Consider the following 19859-nt stretch of genomic DNA (forward strand, 5'->3'; position numbering starts at 1 on the left):
CCTTCTTATTTACCATTTAATACATCTTTAATTGCTTTTGTATTTTCACTTACACTTATTGCATCTGGAATCATGTAATAGAGATTACTTGATGGCATATAAGCTCCACCTGTTTGAGTTACACCTTTTCCAGTAAATTGTTTTTGAGTGAAAGTCCAAGCAGCATTATCATTGATTTGCATTTTAATTAAATCAGTAATGTCATTAGATTCCATGTTTGTTTCAAAACATCCCGTAATCGCATTTAACACACTAGAATAATTTTTAATAATAGCAGGTGACATCATTTTATTTAACATCGCCATTAAAACATCTTGTTGATGTTTTACACGCATGTTATCACCTTCAACAAATGAATGTCTTTCTCGAGAATAAGCTAGTGCTTGATCCCCATTCATATTTTGTTGACCAATAGTATAAGTATAACCACCAGCACTAAAATTACGATCTACATCAACAGTAATCCCACCTAAAGCATCAACCATGGTTGTAAGTGAAGTAAAGTTAACACGAGCATAGTAGTTAATATCAACACCTAAATAATTTTGAATTGTTTTCACTGTATTTTCAGGTCCAGCAATACCTGAGTGTGTTAACTTATCACTAGCACCCATATTAGCTAAAGGAACATAATAATCTCTTGGAATAGAACTTAATAATATTTTCTTAGTATTTGGATTTACTGTCATGATCATATTAACATCTGATCTTGCTACAGTTGAAATAGCTCCATAAGTATCAATACCAGAAATATAAACTGTAAATGGGGTATTGGTTACTGATACACGATTAGAGAAATCTTTAACTTTAACTTTAACATCGGCTGTCCAGATTTCTTTAGTTTCATTTTCAAAGTCAGGATGATTTTCTTCAAACATTCCATTTAATGCTGTATTCACTAAAATAGCATTAACAGTATGATTATATAAATCATCACCTAAATTAGCATAAGAAATCACTGAATCATAAGAAATACTTGATTCTTTTTCTTGTGCTTGTTTAATAACTTTATTCATATCATCTTTATTATCATTTTGTAAGCAATATTCAATTGATTCATTTTGTAAATCTTTTAAACTATTAATCTTACTGCTTTTTAAAACAACAATTGCATAATGAGTTGATTTTGTATTCGCACCAGTAATATCATCTAAAGCCGAATTACCTTTACTTACCATGACTGATCCAAAGATCATTAAAATACTTAATAATAAACTTATAATCTTTCCTACAATCTCTCTTGGTTTAGTACGATGTACATGATGGTGATGTCCCTCTCCATCATGATGACGTCTTTTCTTTGTTTTCATTAAAGCAAATGTAACTAAACATAATAAAGCTAAAAGCATGACAAGAATAGCTGTATAAACTGTTGGTATCACATTTAACTTAACAATAAAAAATAAGAATACACATGTTGAAATGACTTGTAAACCAAGGATTACAGGCCAAGATATCACTTTCTTTACTTTATCCATAAATACCTCTACTTTCTTGCTTCAAATTATATAACTTTTATAGGTGTTTTTCTACATGAATGTATGAAAAAACATTGCAAGTAGCAGTGTTTGACAAATTAATACAATATCATGACATATTATTTAGATAAACAGTGAATATTAATTACATTCTTTTCTAAAATAGGCATTATTACGTTTTTCTACTTTGTAATAAATCTTTAAAGCATCTTCTCTATATTCTGGACTATCTGGTGTATCTCCAAAATAACTTATATACCATTGATCAACAACTTTTAAAAACCAGTTTGTATCAGGTAATTGACATTGTGCTTTAACAAATGTACCAAAATCTTTTTTTACTCCCTGATAAACACCTGGTGATTTTATTTTAACACCATACTTTAAAAAATAACGATTTATTTTTTAATAAAAACTTTCTAATTAAAATTTGATTTTAGTTATACTATACATCATTTTTATAATTATTAATTATATCCATACATTGATCAAACAAAATATCATTATTTATAATTATAACAAATAATGATGTTTTTGCTCTTGTTATAGCTTGATAAAGCATTTGAGCACCGTAATTCCCAGAATCCCATATTCCTGCATCTAATCGATCTCCTATATAATTAAATTTGGCATCAATTATAACTGCCACCTTTTCAAATTCTTGACCAATAACCTGATGAGAATTACCAAGAGAAACACTATTCAAACGTGTAAAAATAGAATCACGATATATACTTGGGGTGTAATTAATAAAATTCCATCCTTGCCTTTTTAAATATTTCAAAAAAGTTTCGGTATCTTTGTATGTTTTAAATTTTGTTAAATAAACATTTTCATAATTCATCTCCATATGTTTATGACTTTTATCAAACAAATTATCAACAAAAAAATAAATTTCCTTATTTGCTCGTATTCTCCCTTTAATTTTATATTCTTTAATGACATAATCTTTAATCAGTTCTATTGAATTAGAATTTTTTTCTTTAGCATTCATTGTTTGCAAAGGATCATATGAAAAGATTCCACAAATTTTATTTTCTTTCATTTTTTCAAAAATAAAATTTAGCTGTCCTTCATCTATTCTCTGTACCTCATCTAATACAATAATATCTGTTTTATCGTAAGGAATATTTTCATAATTTTTAATTGGAAATATCTGCCAATTTTTTTCATTCAATGCATTGTGTCCTTCATTTAACATTCCACAATGTATAACAACCACTTGATTATCCCTCATATATTCTTTTGCTATGTCGTAAATTAATAAAGTCTTACCACAGCCTGCGGGTCCTGTAATACTTACTGATTTTTCTTCTTTACCTTCTAATATTTGTAAAATATCTTTTTTATATTTACTTGTTGATCAGTTAAAAAATATTCGTCATTTAAAAATTCATTCATCTTATTAAATGGCGATACTAAAAATTTTGATGGTTCAAACATGTCATCAATGCCTTTATCTATTAACATTTCTTGATTTTGTAAATTTATATTTAGATCATCAAATTTTATAATTTGCAAACTATCATCTTCTGAATGATATTCATATAATATATTATTACAAGTTATATAGCAAAATGTATATACCTGTTTATTTAATGCTTTTAAATAGTAATTATTTTGCTTTAGTTGTTTCTTTATTTTATCCTCATTTGCCTCTCGTTTTAGTTCTATATTAATAACACTATTTTCTCCTATCCTTAATAGATCAAATTCTTTTGATATTTGTGGTATAGTATAATTCCAAAAATAATGGTCATATAGTGTATAATTATTAAATTTTGAATTCAAAACGAACTTCCTTAAATCATCTTCTTCACTACTTCTAACATTACTCTTTTCCTTATGAGATTCACATACGTTATATCTTTTTAAATCCCTTTCGTCTAAATCTTCACAAGTTGCACAATGTGTAACTATATTAATTGCTCTCATATATATATCCTCTTATATTAAATCATTTTAATTTTTCATACTCATTTAATGCATACCCATCTGTCATCCCCGCAATATAATCAGTTATTGATCGAATTAATATTCTTCTTTTTTCATAAACTATAACATCATTTTCATTAAGATTTTCATTACAATCATTAAGATATCTGTCTATAATTTTTTCATTGATTTCTTGCTTTGTAATTATTTCAATCTCATCATTTATTAAATCTATATCACCATCTCCCAAAAAAACTGCACTATTAGAAACGCCAACATTCTCATGTCTTAACATTTCTAAAAAAATCTTACGCTGTGTTCCCTCATGCAATAATCTAGGATTATTATAATAGCAAGAAAATAATTTGGTTATAATAACACTTGCATTATAATCAGCACTTGCAACAGTTGTATTACAAATAACTTTTTTTTGTACTACTTTTTCTAAATACTTATTAATTTTTTCATCATCATCAGAAAATCTAATTGCAGGCAATTTTTGACTATATAATTCACTGTCATTTTGACTTAAATTTTCTAAAGATGAATCTATAACATGTTGAGTAAAATAATTAACAATTATAGAAACAATTTTTGAAATTTTTAATTTATTTTTATCAACTATTAAGCAACTTTTTTCTATTAATTGACATTCTTTTGTAATCTTATGTAATAAATCATTACATTTATTTATTTTTAATCTGTCTTTTAATTCATTTATGGTCATTACTCCGGATGTGAGCGCATCATCTACATCATGGCCTCTTTGTGCAATTTCATCAGCAATAGCTACAACCTGTCCCTCTAATGAAGAACAAATAGGATCATCAATAAATATTTTATCAATATATTCTTTGGATACAAAATCATTTATATTGATATTTGATTTCAATTTAGTATGTTTTAAAACACCTTCAACAACTTGAGCACATACATTTAGTCCTGGATATTTTACTGATTTTTCTTCAATTTTCGTTAAAATTTTAGCACTTTGATAATTATGTTTAAATCCTCCAAACCATCTATTTTTAAACATATTTTGTGTTGCTGGTATTCCAACATCAATCTTTCCACACAAAATTCTATCAAGAGTTCTTTCACCTTGATGACCAAACGGCGTATGTCCTAAATCATGTGCTACTGCAATTGCTTCTGTTAAATCTAAATTTAAATCTAACGCATAAGCTATAGCTTTAGCTATTTGGTTAACCTCTAATGTATGTGTCATTCTTGTTCTATAATAATCTCCTTTTTTTGTAGTAAAAACTTGTGTTTTGTCTACTAATCTTCTAAAGGACATACAACTAACAATACTTTCTCTATCATTTTGGAAATTTGTTTTTCTTTTATCTATATCATTATTAAAATATAATCGTATAGCCTGATTATCATTCTGAGCCAATTTATGTAAATTGTTATTTTCAACATATAAATTATTCTCTATATTAGAAAGCAAACATTCATTGTCCTTATTCTCAACAACATAAATTCTTTCTCTTAATTCTTCATATAAAGTTTTCATTTCATTTGCTAAAACATAGCATCCATCATCAAAATCCGCCTCTAAATCTAAATCAATTTTATCTATCAGACTTTTAATAACTCTATCATGATATTTACTTTCTAGATGTATCATATTTTTATAAACAATATTATGTTGTTCATTAAAGCGTATCAATTTTCCAATAAATATATCATTAATATCTCTGTCTTTTGCATTTTTATATGTAATAAATAAAATTACATTATTCCTTTCTAAATTTGTACTGTCTTCTACATTGTCTTTCATTTTTATATTGTAATAACGTTCAATTTTTTTGTCATAACTTTCTTTTGCAAACTTATATATATCATTGTTATCATTATTATTTTTTATAATAAATACTTTACCCATTATATTCATCATCCTTTAAAATCTTCATAATATGATAAGAACTGTCATTAAAATAATAAAATTAGAACTTTTTATTTTCCATTATTATGCGTATATGCACATATTTACTGCATGAACGACATTTAACTAATTAATGTTCTATTTATTAAAATGACTATTGAATTATTCAAAACTAACAAGTTATTTTGTACATGTATCTGCTATTTTTTTATTAAATCTATTCGTTCTATTTTGATACTATCAATTTTCTTTAACTCTTCTTCATACAAACTAGCTAATTGTATTGTTATATATTTTATAATTTGCATATCCTCTTTATCAATTTGAATTTTATTAATGTCATTATTATAATGCATTATTTTATTCCTAATCCCATCATCTTTAAAATATTTTTCCAGTTTTTTTATTAAACTATTACCTAATATTTCTTTCGTCTTTTCTTGATGCAATAATGAATTAACTGTTCTAATTGTACCTTGATCTTTATGCTCTATATTTACCAAAGAGGTTAGATCTAATAATTCAATAACTAATCTTTCAATCAACGGAAAAAAATAATACAACACTGCAATGTTATTAGATTTAAAAAGTAAAATATCATCTTCATGAATAAAATTATCTAGTTCTTTAGTATGGCATTTTTGAAAAAAATCATCATAAAACATATTTAATTACCTCTTCTATTCTTTCTTTATCCACATTACTTGCAAGATTTGCTTCATTTTTTAATAAATAGTTTCCATTATTATCACAATTATACCGTAATGATGTATAGTTATTATTTATATTTTTATAAACATCTATTAACATAATTCTTTTCTCTAATTCTAAAAGTTTTTTTATTTTTAAAAAACGTTTATCCTGATTTTTTTCTAGAAATCGAAAAAATTCATATAAATCATGACCAATAAAACTAAGTTTAAAGAAAGAATTTTCATTTTTGTAATGTACATCTTTTATCACATCTTTAAAATGATTTATATTGCAACATCTTATCACTTCAGACTTTATGTATATTTCAACAGTAACAAACATTATATATAATAATATTGATTTATTATTGGTACATTTAATAGTATTTGTTAAAGTTTTTTTCCAATCTAAGTATTGCTGACGAAATACTTCATAGATTTCATTAGTTTTATTTATTTCATTTTCTATTATTTTGTCTGACAAAGAAGAAAAATTTTCAATCATATTTGGATCAATTTTAATTTTTCTTTTCATCTTTATCACCTACTACAAATAATCCAATTAAGCAAGAAAAGAGATAGAGTAGCTCAACTGTTAGATTCTTTTTATGAATAAAATTTCCATGCATAAAATTATTTCTATAATTCAAGCCATATCTTTCATATAAAACATAATAGACAAACATGTAGATATCTCTAGATAATTTATTATCTTTGCAATAATCAAATAAATTTTCTATATTAGCCGACATATTTTGAAAATTACATTTTAATTGTATATTTTCTATTTGTTCGCAAATTAACTGCTCTATGCATATAATCAAATAGCAACATAAAACGTAGTCATTTTGAAAAACCAAATCTGTTTCCTCTAAAAAGTTTTTGCAAATATATTCTTCTAAATTATCATCTAAAAACTTCTTAAATGTTGTTGCTATAATACTTCCACTAAAAGTAAATGTTGTACTTAAATGACGTAACATTAAATAATAATAATTACCATGATATACATTATCTAGTTCATCGGATAATGATTCTACTATTTGTATCCCTTTTTCGTGATAATATTTTGAAAAGGATGAATCAAAATCATTATCCCAATTCATATATGTTCCTTGTTCAGAATCTAAACATACATATTGAACCAACATAGGAACTGGAGATTCAGAAAATGTCTTAATTGCAATTGTAAGCATTTGATCAAAATCGACCTTCAAATACAAAAAAATAGTTTGTAAATTGTTAGATAAATCTTCCTTTATCCTTTCTATCTCATCACTATTTGGATTAAATTCATATTGAAATTTTTCCAATCCGCAATTAACGCTATCACTTTTTAAATATCTTCTTTTACAATATAATAAAGTTTTTATACATTTTTCTATTGTCAATTTATATATATCGTAATATCTTTGACATCTTTTTATTTGATTTAAATAATTTAATATTTGATCTACATCAGAGATAAATAAAACAGTATTTTTAATCTCATTATTCATCATTTCAGTTATTTTATTGACTGACTTAATCAAGTTATTACACACCGTAATAAAAGAATTCTCATCCAAAATATCTTTATAATACATTTTTAAAGTTAGATTTATAATAGCATCATAATGATAACCATTAATATTAGTCTCTTTAAATCCATCTATAATATTAGTATTGTAAATAGATGCATTCTGTTTACAATTTGGATCAAATTCAATTATTTTAAGTAATAAATTATCATTATTTAAAATATATTCAAATAATTCATTGTACCTAGGATGAATATTATTTTTATTATATAATTTATATAATCTATCACAAAAAAAATTGTGATCATATTCAAAATTTTTACAAGCAATAAAATCCTTATAATAATCATAACTATGCTCTAAATACATGCCATCTCCATAAAATTCTTTTCTATCAAAGAACTTATAAAATTCTTTTTTTATACAATCGTAATTTTGAGATTGTTTATATGTATTTGATTCTAACGAATAATGATATGATGTTAAAAAATCCGCAAGATAATTGCACACATGGAAAAGTTGATTTTCTTTTGCGTAATCATATATATCTTTTATTTCTTTAAATTTAAAATCAAATGTGAGTATATAATCATTATAGATATACAACATAATACCATCTTTTAAATAAGTATAATCAAGCAAGTTATAAAATTTTTTTATCGCAACCAAATAATCCGTCATATCTATTGTACTATATATAGATACAATTTCTCTTAATTCTGTACTTATATCATTAATATTCATATAATCTCTTATAAACTCTTTTGTTGCTATTTTCATCATCTTTTCCTTCCTTAAAAAATTTTAATATTAAACTTTGTAATCAAATTCTTTATATTAAAAGACATATTAGAACTATTTATTTTCATTACTCAATTCAGTTTTAAAATCATCTAATATTGTTTCAAATTCATCTGTTAAAATTTTCATACAAAATCTTTTTTGAAAAAGTAAAACTTTATGAATAGAGAGTTTACATTCTTTAAATACAAGCCATTGTCTCCTTCTTTGAATATTTTTTTCCTTTTCACCAACAAATGACATTTTAACAAATAGGTTTTCATATTTTGACCATAGTTCAAATAAATACATAACGGGTATAAATAATATTAAATATATTAGAGGTATCATAAAACTTATAAAGGTGTTTAGAATATTTAAATTTTTATACTCATGAATTCCAACTTTTATTGTGCCTATTATTATCAAAAATCCGATTAAAGACAAAACAAAATTTAAAAATGTCTGAGCACTCCTATATTCATTCTTATGTTCTAAAATAAGACTCATTGTCATAATAATTATGACAATTGGAATACTTATTAATTCAATACATATATTAAATGTAAATGTGCTCATAAGAAACTCAATAATAACAATTAATTTGAAGTTATCCTTTAAAATTTTCTTAATATATGTCTCATCTGTATCGCCTGCTACTGAATTCATGCAGCATATTAAACCTGTAAAAAGAAACCATTCAACAATATCTTTTATGTATGAACTATCCCAACAAGGTAACTGATAAAACAAAAAAGTAATGAAAAAAACATACATAAGACTTGTAAACCAAAGTATTCTAATTTTACTTGTGAAAAACAACTTTATTAATACAAAAAATGATTCTCTAGTTGATTTATTATATAGAACATATATAAACAAAATAAATATCCATGTTATGAGTGCCCATTCTCTCGTAGATAAAACAATGATATGAATACCCCCTCATAAAAAATTAAAATAATCATGTTGTTAATTTTTAAAATTAAGCGCTTTCATGTAGTAAAAAATTAAAAGCTAACACTATAATTATACATCTAGTGTTAGCTTTTTTTCTACTTATTGTCATGAATGACATTATTTTATTCACAAATACCATACAAATTACGAAATAATTTAAACAATAATCTACTATTAAAGCATAACATCTTAAATTTAAACCGTATTTTATCATTATGACATAGAAAACAATTAATCTTATCTTCAATCTCAAAACAATTGACCAACTATTCCGATTAGATTAACCAATAATATAGACTTTTTTCATTATAAAATTTAGATGTAGATAGACATCATGTTTACAAAATATTTAACTTTAAATGAAAAGCAGCTTTTATATAAAAATATAGTTTTCCCTACTTTATATACCATCAAAAATTGTCTTTTATCTTTTTTGAAAGTACTTTAATTCAATATCTGCATTTATTCTTTAAAAAATGTTAATTATATTCTTTAAACCTTGGAAAAATATACAAATTTATTTTCCTAGTATCCATTTGAAATTCTTATTTATTAAAAAAGAAAAAATACGTAAAATGACTAAAGTCAAAAATAGAATTATAATTTTAACAATTACCAAAATGTAATTATGTGATACAAGTAAGCATATTTTGTTAAATGGAAGTAATAATAACTGATTTAAACATAAATAAACGATAGAGTTTTTACCAATATATGTCATAATTCTTCTTAACGTATTCCATCTAAAAAATAATCTAAAAAACGCATACCATCCAATCGTCATTAAGGATGCACATATGTAATATAATATAATATTTCCATATACTCCATTTCGAATATTGATTGAAGAATTATAAAAACAAATTACACTGCCTAATAAAACACATAAAAAGACTGTATATATATTAGTTTCTATTTTAAAAACTTCAACATTCTTTTTTAATATTGTTCCAATTTGAAATAACCCCACACCCATTAGGGAAATATCTATACCTAAAGGTAATCTAAAATACCTAGGAATAATACAACCTGCTAAGGACAGTAAAATTATTACTATATATTTTAAATGTTTGTTCTTTATTTTATCAATAGAGAAATAAAATATATTTACAAAAAATAATGCTGTTAAAAACCATAATGCTCCACATATAGGCATTCCTTCTGTATTAAATAAAAAAATATGATATACAGCACTAACTACAGAAGTAAAATCTATATATTTAATGGTTAAAAATTGAATTATTATCCACACCATCAAATGAAATACCGAAAAAATAAAATATGGAATTAACAAAGAAAAAAATTTTTTTTCAAAAAACAATTTAAAACTTGTATGTTTTCTTTTCCAAAGAAAACCCGAAATAATAAAAAACATAGGCATATGAAATGAATGTATCCATACATCAAAAATATTACCAAATCCAATATGCCCCATTATCATTAATATAATACCAAAAGCCTTTAATAAATCTATTTCCTCAATTCTAGTCGTGCTATTTAATTTTTTAATCTCTTCCATATAAATCTCTTGTATATACTTTCTCTTCTACATCATCTAAACAAGTATCATAGCGATTAGCTATGATTGCTTGACTTAATGATTTAAATTTATTTAAATCATTAACAACTTCACTACCAAAGAATGTTGTTCCATCTTCTAATGTTGGTTCATAAACAATCACTTTAGCACCTTTAGCTTTAATTCTTTTCATGACACCTTGAATAGAAGATTGTCTAAAGTTATCACTATTAGATTTCATTGTTAATCTGTATATACCAATAATTACTTCATTTTCCTTTGATTCATCATAAGTATTGTTATCATCATAACTATAATAATTAGCTTTTTCTAATACTTGATCAGCAATAAAGTCTTTTCTAGTTCTATTACTTTCAACAATAGCTTCGATTAAGTTTTGTGGTACATCTTCATAGTTAGCTAGTAATTGTTTCGTATCTTTTGGTAAACAATAACCACCATAACCAAACGATGGGTTATTGTAATGAGATCCAATTCTTGGATCTAAACATACACCATTAATAATTTGTTGTGTGTCTAAACCCTTTAATTCAGCATATGTATCAAGTTCATTAAAATAAGATACTCTTAAAGCTAAATATGTATTAGCAAATAATTTTACTGCTTCAGCTTCAGTAAATCCCATAAATAAAGTATCTATATCCTCTTTAATAGCCCCTTCTTGTAATAGAGAAGCAAATGTATGAGCAGCTTCTACTAATCTATCATCATTCATATCTGTACCAACAATAATTCTTGATGGATAAAGGTTATCATATAGTGCTTTAGATTCTCTTAAAAATTCAGGAGAAAAAATAATATTTTTACTTCCTGTTTTTTCTCTAATACTTTGTGTGTATCCCACAGGAATTGTACTTTTAATCACCATAATAGCATTGGGGTTAATTTCCATAACTTGTTTAATAACACTTTCTACTGCACTTGTATCAAAGAAATTTTTCTTTGAATCATAATTAGTTGGTGCAGCAATGACTATGAACTCTGCATCTTTATAAGCGGCATTAGCATCTAATGTTGCTGTCAGATTTAATTCTTTTTCTTTTAAATATTTTTCGATATATTCATCTTTAATAGGACTAATTCTATTATTAATCTTATTTACTTTATCTTCTATGATATCCACAGCCATCACTTCGTGATGCTGTGCTAATAATGTAGCAATGCTTAATCCTACATATCCTGTTCCTGCGACTGCTAATTTCATTTTCGATTTAACTCCTTAATATTCTTTTTAATTTCTTTTTTATTTTTTCAAAAAAATTATATAAATAAAAAAAGTAATTTCTTGCTATTTTATCATTTTCATAAACATTAATTTTATTAACAATTTCACATTTATGTTTAAATAGATTGTTTATATTAAATGGACAATTACTAATATATTTTGGATTAATTTCCGAACTCCCTCCAAAATGATAGATAAAGTTATTATAATATTCTATTGTTTGTATAGAGTATCCATCATTCTGTAATCTTGAGCAAAAATCCGAAATAGAATAAAACCAAGTAAATTTTTTTGAATTTAATTGATATCTCAAATATAAATCTTTATCAACTAATAAGCACCACCCATCTGGTCTATTGTCATCATATGAACAAACTTGACATGCAGTGACTCCTAATTTATGTATATTCATCATTTTCTCTAACCAACTTCTATTTCTTATCTCAACATCTGAATTTAACAGTAATATGTATTTACTGTCTTCAGATGCATATTTAACTGCTTCATTATTCCCACCTGCAAATAATAAATTTTTATTAGAAAAAACTAATTTATCAATTTTTCCTATTTTTTTATATTTATTCAATAACTTTTTTGTTTTTTCTTTCGAATCATTATCAAATACAATTAGCTCATAATTTCCATTTGTTTTCGCTAGTGTATTCAATGTATGCTTGATATAACGTGGAGCATTATAGGTCAACATTACAATACTTACTTTTTCCATAAAAATACCTCATTAAATTATAATACAAATTCGTGAATTAATTTAAATACATCCTTTCTTGCAAATATAAAAATAAAAATCGTATATACAAAAGCACATATAAATATTCCAAATATATTATTAAAAAAACTCACGTGTAATAATACAAAAGTTTCTTTAATGAATACCATAACAACACACCCAATTATTGGAACAATAATGTTCATAACTATATGCATAGGTCTTATATGATAATATCTGTTCAACAAAATAATCGATGGGCCAATAACAATTAATCTACTAACACATCTCAAAATAACAAAACTATGAAAATCAATATTGCTAAATATTAAAAATATAAATACCATTATACAGAAATCTAAAAGTTGTAAAAGCAAACAAATAACAGGCTTACCAATTGATCTAAATGCTTCTGTAAATATACTAAAAAATAGAGTCCTAATTATTGTTGAGAAAGCCCAGTATCCCACAATAAAAGATGCTTCTATCCATTTTGACCCAAATAGAAGCAGGGTACAATATTTATCAAATATTAAAACTCCTGTACCAATTGGCAATACCATATATGAAATAAATCTATGAAAATCCATAAGAAAAGCATTATATTTACAGTTATCATTTTGATATCTCGATAATACAGAGTATAAAACTGGTAAAAATGCCGAAGTAATAATAGCAATTAATGAATTTACCATCGAAATTGAATTCTTATAAAGCCCTAAATAATAGGGCGTAAATAAAATTCCAATAAAAAATGTGTCTGCCCAATTAACAAGCCAAGAAGATAATGATTCTAAAAGAGCAAAAAAACTAAATTGAATCATATCCTTAAACTCATTTAAATTAAAATAAAACTTCAACTTATAAGATGATAATACTGATAATATTACAGCTCGTAAGACTGTACCAAAAAGATTTCCTATTATAACTGACCAGTACCCCAAACCCAACAACGCCAAAGGAACAGTAATAATAAGAGGTACTAAAGAGCTTATTGTTTGACTATAAAATATCGGTTTAAAATTGAGATTTCTTTTAAAGAGTGTCATTTGCACTGAAGAAATGCTAGTAATAGGAAGTTGTAAACTTGCTACAAATAGCGCGTTATATATTGTGACATCACCAAATATTTTTGCCAAATGAACTCGATTTATAAAAATTAAAAGAAGCAAAAAACTTGATATACAAAAATTTATAAAAAAAGCAATATTAGCACAATTTTTTATAGCATTTTTATCTGAAAACTCTTTTTGAATAAGGTACTGTTGAAATCCTGACTCAGTTAGAAGATCAGCAAAAGATGTTATCATTGTTATAGTTGCAATAATTCCAAATACTTCAGGTGCCAAAATTCTCGCGAGAATCATATTTGTAATAGGAGCTACTATTTTAGAAAATAGTTGTGTCAAAAAAGACCATCTAGTTGCATTTGATATTCTATTGTTCATAATTGATATTTCCTTTCTTAAATATTATAGAATATAAAAATTGATAATTACAATTTTAACATTACATAAACGAATAAAGTTAGACTTTTTAAAAAAGTGGTTATTTTTGATTTACAAACTATAATATTTACATTTCACAAAATAATTTTATTTTAAAATTATTAACTTAATTGACCATATTAAATAAGTAAAGAATATTATTTAATTTTCAAAATTTTAAATCTTAAGGTGCTTAGAAAAGAAAAATTTAAATATATAAATTCTTTAGTATTTTATAAATAAGACATGGTAAATTAAAGTTTCTAATAAATTTTTATTTTTTTACTATTTATCAATTTAAATATTATATGTCCAATAAACAAGAAAAATAAATTGGCAATAGCATTGTAATATTCAAAGTAAATTATGAATTTTGCTGCAAATATCATTAAAATAATAAATATTACATCTTGATAATTAATTTCATTTTTACTTCTACTTATATTATCAATTATTTTTATAAACATCCCATAAAAAAAAGGAACTATAACCGGTCCAACAAAAGACAATTCATATAATGAAGTAGAAATTATATCGGTAGGAGATTGCCCATATCCTCCTGCAATACTACTATTAAAATTCCATACAGATACAAAAGGATTTTTTATGATGCTAGATGGTAAAACAGCAAACGGAATTGAAAATACATCATCAATTATACGAAGTTTATTTGAAGCAAATACATAATTCATACTATTTTTACTTGCCTCAATTATAAATGAAAATTCGCTACTAACTTTTTCAATAAATGACGTACTCTCTACTTCAAAAGCAACTCCCTTAACAATTTTATAGAGATAATCCGCATTTATTACTATTACCAAAATGAAAAAAGAGTATATAGCAACTCTACGCACTATTATTTTTAATGGCACTCCTTCTTTTTTCTTATCAAAGATACTAATAAGCATTAGTGTCATCAAATAAAATCCAATCATAATTCTACTGTCATTTATTAGCATAGTGTAAATTGAAATCATAATTGAAAAAAAGAATAACATTAATTTTATATATTTATACTTTTTTTCTTTTTTTAACAATTCTATAAAATACAAATATGAACAAAATAATGATAATGAAAAAAATCTTAACAAAAAGCTGTATGGGTTATTTATTTTGCTTATACCCATTCTTATAATATTTGCATAGTCTAAAGCTTTTATTACTCCTCCATATGGTTTTGTCCAAATTAATATCATAATAACTACGATTATCAAACAAACATTAGCCGTCAAAAAAATAGAATGTCCTTTTTTTATTTTAATTTTTTTTGAAGATTTAAATAAATAACCAATATTTAAAAATAAATATCCAATGATTGAAAATAGAAAAAATAAAAATGAATTACTATCTATTTTGTATATGTCTGATTTATTTATATAAACTATCAAAGGTATAAATCCATAACAAAATGCATAAATTATCCTAATCAAATTTATACATTTTATCTCATTTGAATTAATTATGTTGACTATCTCAAATGAAACAATCAATAAAAAAAATATTAGAAATAAAATAATCATATTAATGTCATCCATTCATTATAAACTTTTTCTTTTGAAAAATCATTTGCTCTCATTCTTGATTTTTTTATGTACTTCACCTTTAAATTTTGATCCAAATAAATCATCTCGATTGCTTCTTTCAAATAAAATAAATTATTATCAACATTACTTTTATCCTTAGAAAACTGATTAACTAGTATTCCGTATTCCCCTATTTCCATACTTTCACAAACTGATGTAATATTGGAATTTGGTGCAATTATTTCACGTGGTCCACTTTTACAATCACTAGAAATAACAGGTAACCCTAATGCCATTGCTTCTAAAATTACATTACCTAATCCTTCAAACAAAGAAGTCAGAACAAATAAATCACATTCTCTTAAAAATTTGTGAGCATTTGAAATAAATCCTAAAAAGAAAACATGATCATCTAATTTTAATTTTGCTACTAATTCTTTTAATTCATTCTTTAATTCTCCATCACCAAGTATATATAATCGTACATTATGGTGTCGCTCAATAATATCTTTCATAGCATAAATCAAATTCCATTGTCCTTTTTGATATGTGAGTCTACCCATTGTAACTATATTAAAATAATGATGAAAGTCTTCATCAAAAATATAATCTTCTTCCATTGCTAATAATTTTTCAATATCAACTGGGTTATATATTGTACATAGTTTTTCCTCTTTGATCTTAAAAAAATCTCTCATATCATATTCCACATTTTTCGATATACATACTGTTTTATCCGCTTTGATAGATGCAAACTTAATTAATTTTTTCCTAATAAAAGATGGCTTTTCTAGAGATAAATAATTTCTAATTGAAACAATTTTTTTACATTTGCCTCCGCTTAAAACATTTACTAAGTTTGGTGTATCTAAAAAAGAAATACAAACATCTAAATTGTATTTCTTTTTTATTTTCTTTACACTTATAATTCTTTTTATATTTTTCTTTATTGCATCAAATATATTTTTATTAATTCCTAATGATAAATCTATTAAATTTCCTTTGTAAGGATATGTAATATCTGAACCATCAAAAGTAATTAAATACACCTCTTCACCATATTCATCAAATAAACATGATAAATTAGCAGCTGTTCTTTCTGCACCTCCACCATTGAGTTTCGTTATTAACAATCCTATTTTAGCCATTGTCATATTCCTTTCTTATTCTATTCAAATACTTATTTTCATCACAAAGATCATCGAATCGTTTTTTACAATTTTGACTCATTTGTTGATACAGTTGGTTATCATCGATAATATCTAGAATACTTTTAGTAAGTTCTTCATCATCAAAACACAAATACCCATTAAAATCATTTTTAATAAGATGTTTCATCCCATCTACTGGAGTAGAAACTATTGGCGTTCCTAATGCTAATGATTCCAAAGCTACCATAGGTGTTCCTTCAAACCGTGAAGTCATAATCATAACTTTAGCATCTTTTATTATTTTTAATGGATTGCTTTGAAATCCTAAATATTTTATATTATTTGAATTCATCAGATTAATCTTGCTTTTTACTACATCTTCTAAATCTCCTGTTCCAACTATTCCAATTTTTAATGATGAATTTTTTTCTAATATGTGTTGACATATTTTAATTAATCTTTCCGGATTTTTTTGATAAGTCAGTCTCCCAACATAAACCACATCATATGAATAATCATTGTTATCTTTAGAACATTTTTCCTCAATACTTTTTTTTGATAAAATATTTTCTAAAATCTCACTCTTTTTTGATATGAATTTTTTAAATACAAATCCATCATAGCATGATTTAGATACCCAAAAAAAATAATCAATTTTCACTGATGCTAACAGCAATCCAATAGTTTTGATATTTATTTTTTTCATATTATTATTATTAACATGAATATGTGCAATTAATTTCCTTTTTCCCTTTAAAATAGAGCAAAGTAAAGCAGCTCTAACGTCATGTGAATGAATAATATCAGGTTTTACTTTTTCTATGACTGTTTTTAGTTCCCGGTATGTTAAATTATTCATTAATTTATATTGTATTTTATTTTCTTCTAAAACATCTCTAATTTGACCATTTGCAGATGAATATACAAAATTATATTCATTTTCTAAAGAATTGATGATATAAACAACAACATTTTCAGCACCGGAAAATGTATTGCTTTGTAAAACATGCAATATTTTTTTCATATAAAAAAACACCATCCTATAATTTTTTTCGTTTACTAAATCCTAATTATTTACACTAAAAAACCTCATTTCTCATAATTATTGTTTAGAGAATAGTTTTGGTTTTCAATTGTTTTGAAAGCATCATGTATTCTTTAATTAGCAAGAATTCTAACTTATTTTAGAAGAGGTCTTTTATTTTAATTATTAATTTGTATTCCCACACAATACTTTATTATAAATTATCTGATTAATAAAAAATAATCACTTTTGAATTATCTTGATAAAGATACATTTACACTATTTTCACTTAATTCTTCATATATTAATTATGTTTTAAAATAATATAACTAAATATCCCCACTATTCTCTATATCAATGAACAAATCAAATGATTCTATAAAATGAGATATAATTATAATAATTAATAATTTTTATAACTTTTTTAAAACATTTCTTTTTTATATTGATTGTATTATTAAATTTCATGTAATCTTTCCTAGTCAGATAACATATTCCAGTTATTAAATTTTTACATAATTAAATCTAACTTGAATTATTTAGTAGCAACATTTCGTTCTATAAACAAATTTAAATCTAAATAACAATTTTCTTCTTTTCTAATACATTTTTAATTAGCGCACACGGCGAAACATAAATCATTTCATGCTCATTTGAAAATAGTTTCACAAAATCAATTATTTGACATACAGCACTTTCTGCTCAAGAATATTTATTACTCTGAAGCAATTGTATAATCTTTTCTTTCTCATACTATTTTCCAATAACCTCTGAATAAATCGCTCTTATTTCTTCTTTAACTCTATCCACATCATAATCTTTAATTAAAAGCAAATTTTGATGTGACATTTTTTCTCTTAATTTTGAATTATATATTAAAGTATTAATAGCATCAGCAAATTCATTTGGACTATTTGGATCACACAATATTCCATTTTCATATGGAATTATCAAATCATTGTTTCCTCTAATATTTGAAGCTATGCATGGCAATCCACATGCCATTGCTTCCATCATTGAACGAGGCAATCCTTCTTGAAAAGTAGAAAATAAAAAAATATCAGAAGCAAATAATAACTCCTTGATATCAGTTCTAAATCCAAGAAAATGTATTTGATTTTCAATACCTAGCTGTATTGAAAGTTCTTTTAAATTTTCTAACTCAGGTCCTCTACCACATATAAAATAATGTATATTTTTCGTATTTAATTGTGCAATTGCTTCAATTGCAACTGTATAATTTTTTCTTGGTACTAAATCTCCTGCAGATATAAGAGCAATATCATCATCATTTAAATTGAGTTCTACTCTTTTTTCTTTTCTATTCCCAGTATTTTGAAAATCTGATAATGTTATACCTACACCATGTACTTTGTATATTTTTCCCCCTTTTTTTAATGTGAATTTTTGGGCAGACTCATAATCTTCCTGATTCATTGTAATAATTGCATCTGTCCAATGAGCCATAATTTGCTCAGCCCATTTAAGTATTGTTCTGTTAAATAAAGGAGCACCTTTAAAAAAGTGAAACCCATGAGCAGTATAAATAACTTTTTTTATATGATACTTTTTACCAACTAAACGTCCTATAAGACCACCTACTGGTGTATTACAATGGATTACTTCTATATCATTTTTCTCAATTACATTGCACAAATTCTTATATGCAATGTAATTATCATGTAAATTTACAATACTTCTATAAGTATGTGAATCATAAAACTTAACTGGCAATTCAATACTTTTTAATTCTTCAGGTTTATTTCTATTAATTCCTACAATAACATCAAACCCCATATTAAGTGCATTTTTCAAACATGGTATCGAAACATTATCTAGCTTAACATTTGATCTATCATTTAATTTTTCTTGAGTTGGTTTTGTGCTATTTCCAATAAATACATATCCAGACATACTAAT

General features: G+C 24.6%; 16 protein-coding genes. All 16 read right to left on the bottom strand.

Annotated elements, in window-relative coordinates; genetic code table 11:
• Positions 1-5 precede the first annotated feature (5 nt).
• Positions 6-1478 (bottom strand): LCP family protein, encoded by a 1473-nt coding sequence (locus DW911_RS01815; RefSeq protein WP_118607384.1) that lies wholly within the window; start codon positions 1476-1478, stop codon positions 6-8.
• 445 nt (positions 1479-1923) lie between these two features.
• Complete coding sequence (locus tag DW911_RS01825) at positions 1924-2817, bottom strand: AAA family ATPase (protein WP_118607385.1); 894 nt, start codon at positions 2815-2817, stop codon at positions 1924-1926.
• On the bottom strand, positions 2802-3413 hold the full coding sequence (locus DW911_RS01830; protein WP_118431454.1) for a hypothetical protein: 612 nt from the start codon (positions 3411-3413) through the stop codon (positions 2802-2804). Before DW911_RS01830 ends, DW911_RS01825 begins: the two co-directional genes overlap by 16 nt.
• A gap of 22 nt (positions 3414-3435) precedes the next feature.
• Positions 3436-5307: a deoxyguanosinetriphosphate triphosphohydrolase family protein gene (locus DW911_RS01835; RefSeq protein WP_158568153.1), complete on the bottom strand. Its 1872-nt coding sequence runs from the start codon at positions 5305-5307 to the stop codon at positions 3436-3438.
• A gap of 200 nt (positions 5308-5507) precedes the next feature.
• Complete coding sequence (locus DW911_RS01840) at positions 5508-5972, bottom strand: hypothetical protein (protein ID WP_118607386.1); 465 nt, start codon at positions 5970-5972, stop codon at positions 5508-5510.
• On the bottom strand, positions 5962-6534 hold the full coding sequence (locus DW911_RS01845) for a hypothetical protein (RefSeq protein ID WP_118431460.1): 573 nt from the start codon (positions 6532-6534) through the stop codon (positions 5962-5964). Before DW911_RS01845 ends, DW911_RS01840 begins: the two co-directional genes overlap by 11 nt.
• Complete coding sequence (locus tag DW911_RS01850; RefSeq protein ID WP_118431462.1) at positions 6518-8302, bottom strand: hypothetical protein; 1785 nt, start codon at positions 8300-8302, stop codon at positions 6518-6520. The genes DW911_RS01845 and DW911_RS01850 overlap by 17 nt, the downstream gene beginning before the upstream one ends.
• Before the next feature lie 72 nt (positions 8303-8374).
• Complete coding sequence (locus tag DW911_RS01855; protein ID WP_199589031.1) at positions 8375-8968, bottom strand: hypothetical protein; 594 nt, start codon at positions 8966-8968, stop codon at positions 8375-8377.
• Between the two features lie 808 nt (positions 8969-9776).
• Positions 9777-10778: an acyltransferase family protein gene (locus tag DW911_RS01860; protein WP_118431466.1), complete on the bottom strand. Its 1002-nt coding sequence runs from the start codon at positions 10776-10778 to the stop codon at positions 9777-9779.
• Positions 10765-12003 (bottom strand): nucleotide sugar dehydrogenase, encoded by a 1239-nt coding sequence (locus tag DW911_RS01865; RefSeq protein ID WP_118431468.1) that lies wholly within the window; start codon positions 12001-12003, stop codon positions 10765-10767. The genes DW911_RS01860 and DW911_RS01865 overlap by 14 nt, the downstream gene beginning before the upstream one ends.
• A gap of 7 nt (positions 12004-12010) precedes the next feature.
• The gene (locus tag DW911_RS01870) at positions 12011-12751 is read right to left on the bottom strand and encodes a glycosyltransferase family 2 protein (protein WP_118431470.1); all 741 of its coding nucleotides are present in this window, start codon (positions 12749-12751) and stop codon (positions 12011-12013) included.
• Positions 12752-12768: 17 nt separating this feature from the next.
• A complete protein-coding gene (locus tag DW911_RS01875) occupies positions 12769-14199 on the bottom strand; it encodes an oligosaccharide flippase family protein (RefSeq protein ID WP_118431472.1) in 1431 nt (476 codons plus the stop codon).
• 302 nt (positions 14200-14501) lie between these two features.
• Entirely contained in the window at positions 14502-15761 is a 1260-nt protein-coding gene (locus tag DW911_RS01880; protein ID WP_118431474.1) for a hypothetical protein, read from the bottom strand.
• Entirely contained in the window at positions 15758-16912 is a 1155-nt protein-coding gene (locus DW911_RS01885) for a glycosyltransferase (RefSeq protein WP_158568155.1), read from the bottom strand. The genes DW911_RS01880 and DW911_RS01885 overlap by 4 nt, the downstream gene beginning before the upstream one ends.
• On the bottom strand, positions 16905-17939 hold the full coding sequence (locus DW911_RS01890) for a glycosyltransferase (RefSeq protein ID WP_158568156.1): 1035 nt from the start codon (positions 17937-17939) through the stop codon (positions 16905-16907). Before DW911_RS01890 ends, DW911_RS01885 begins: the two co-directional genes overlap by 8 nt.
• A 753-nt stretch (positions 17940-18692) precedes the next feature.
• On the bottom strand, positions 18693-19853 hold the full coding sequence (locus DW911_RS01895; RefSeq protein WP_118431480.1) for a glycosyltransferase family 4 protein: 1161 nt from the start codon (positions 19851-19853) through the stop codon (positions 18693-18695).
• Between the last annotated feature and the right edge of the window lie 6 nt (positions 19854-19859).

The sequence above is a fragment of the Erysipelatoclostridium sp. AM42-17 genome, from assembly GCF_003480255.1.
Taxonomy (GTDB): domain Bacteria; phylum Bacillota_I; class Bacilli_A; order Erysipelotrichales; family Coprobacillaceae; genus Faecalibacillus.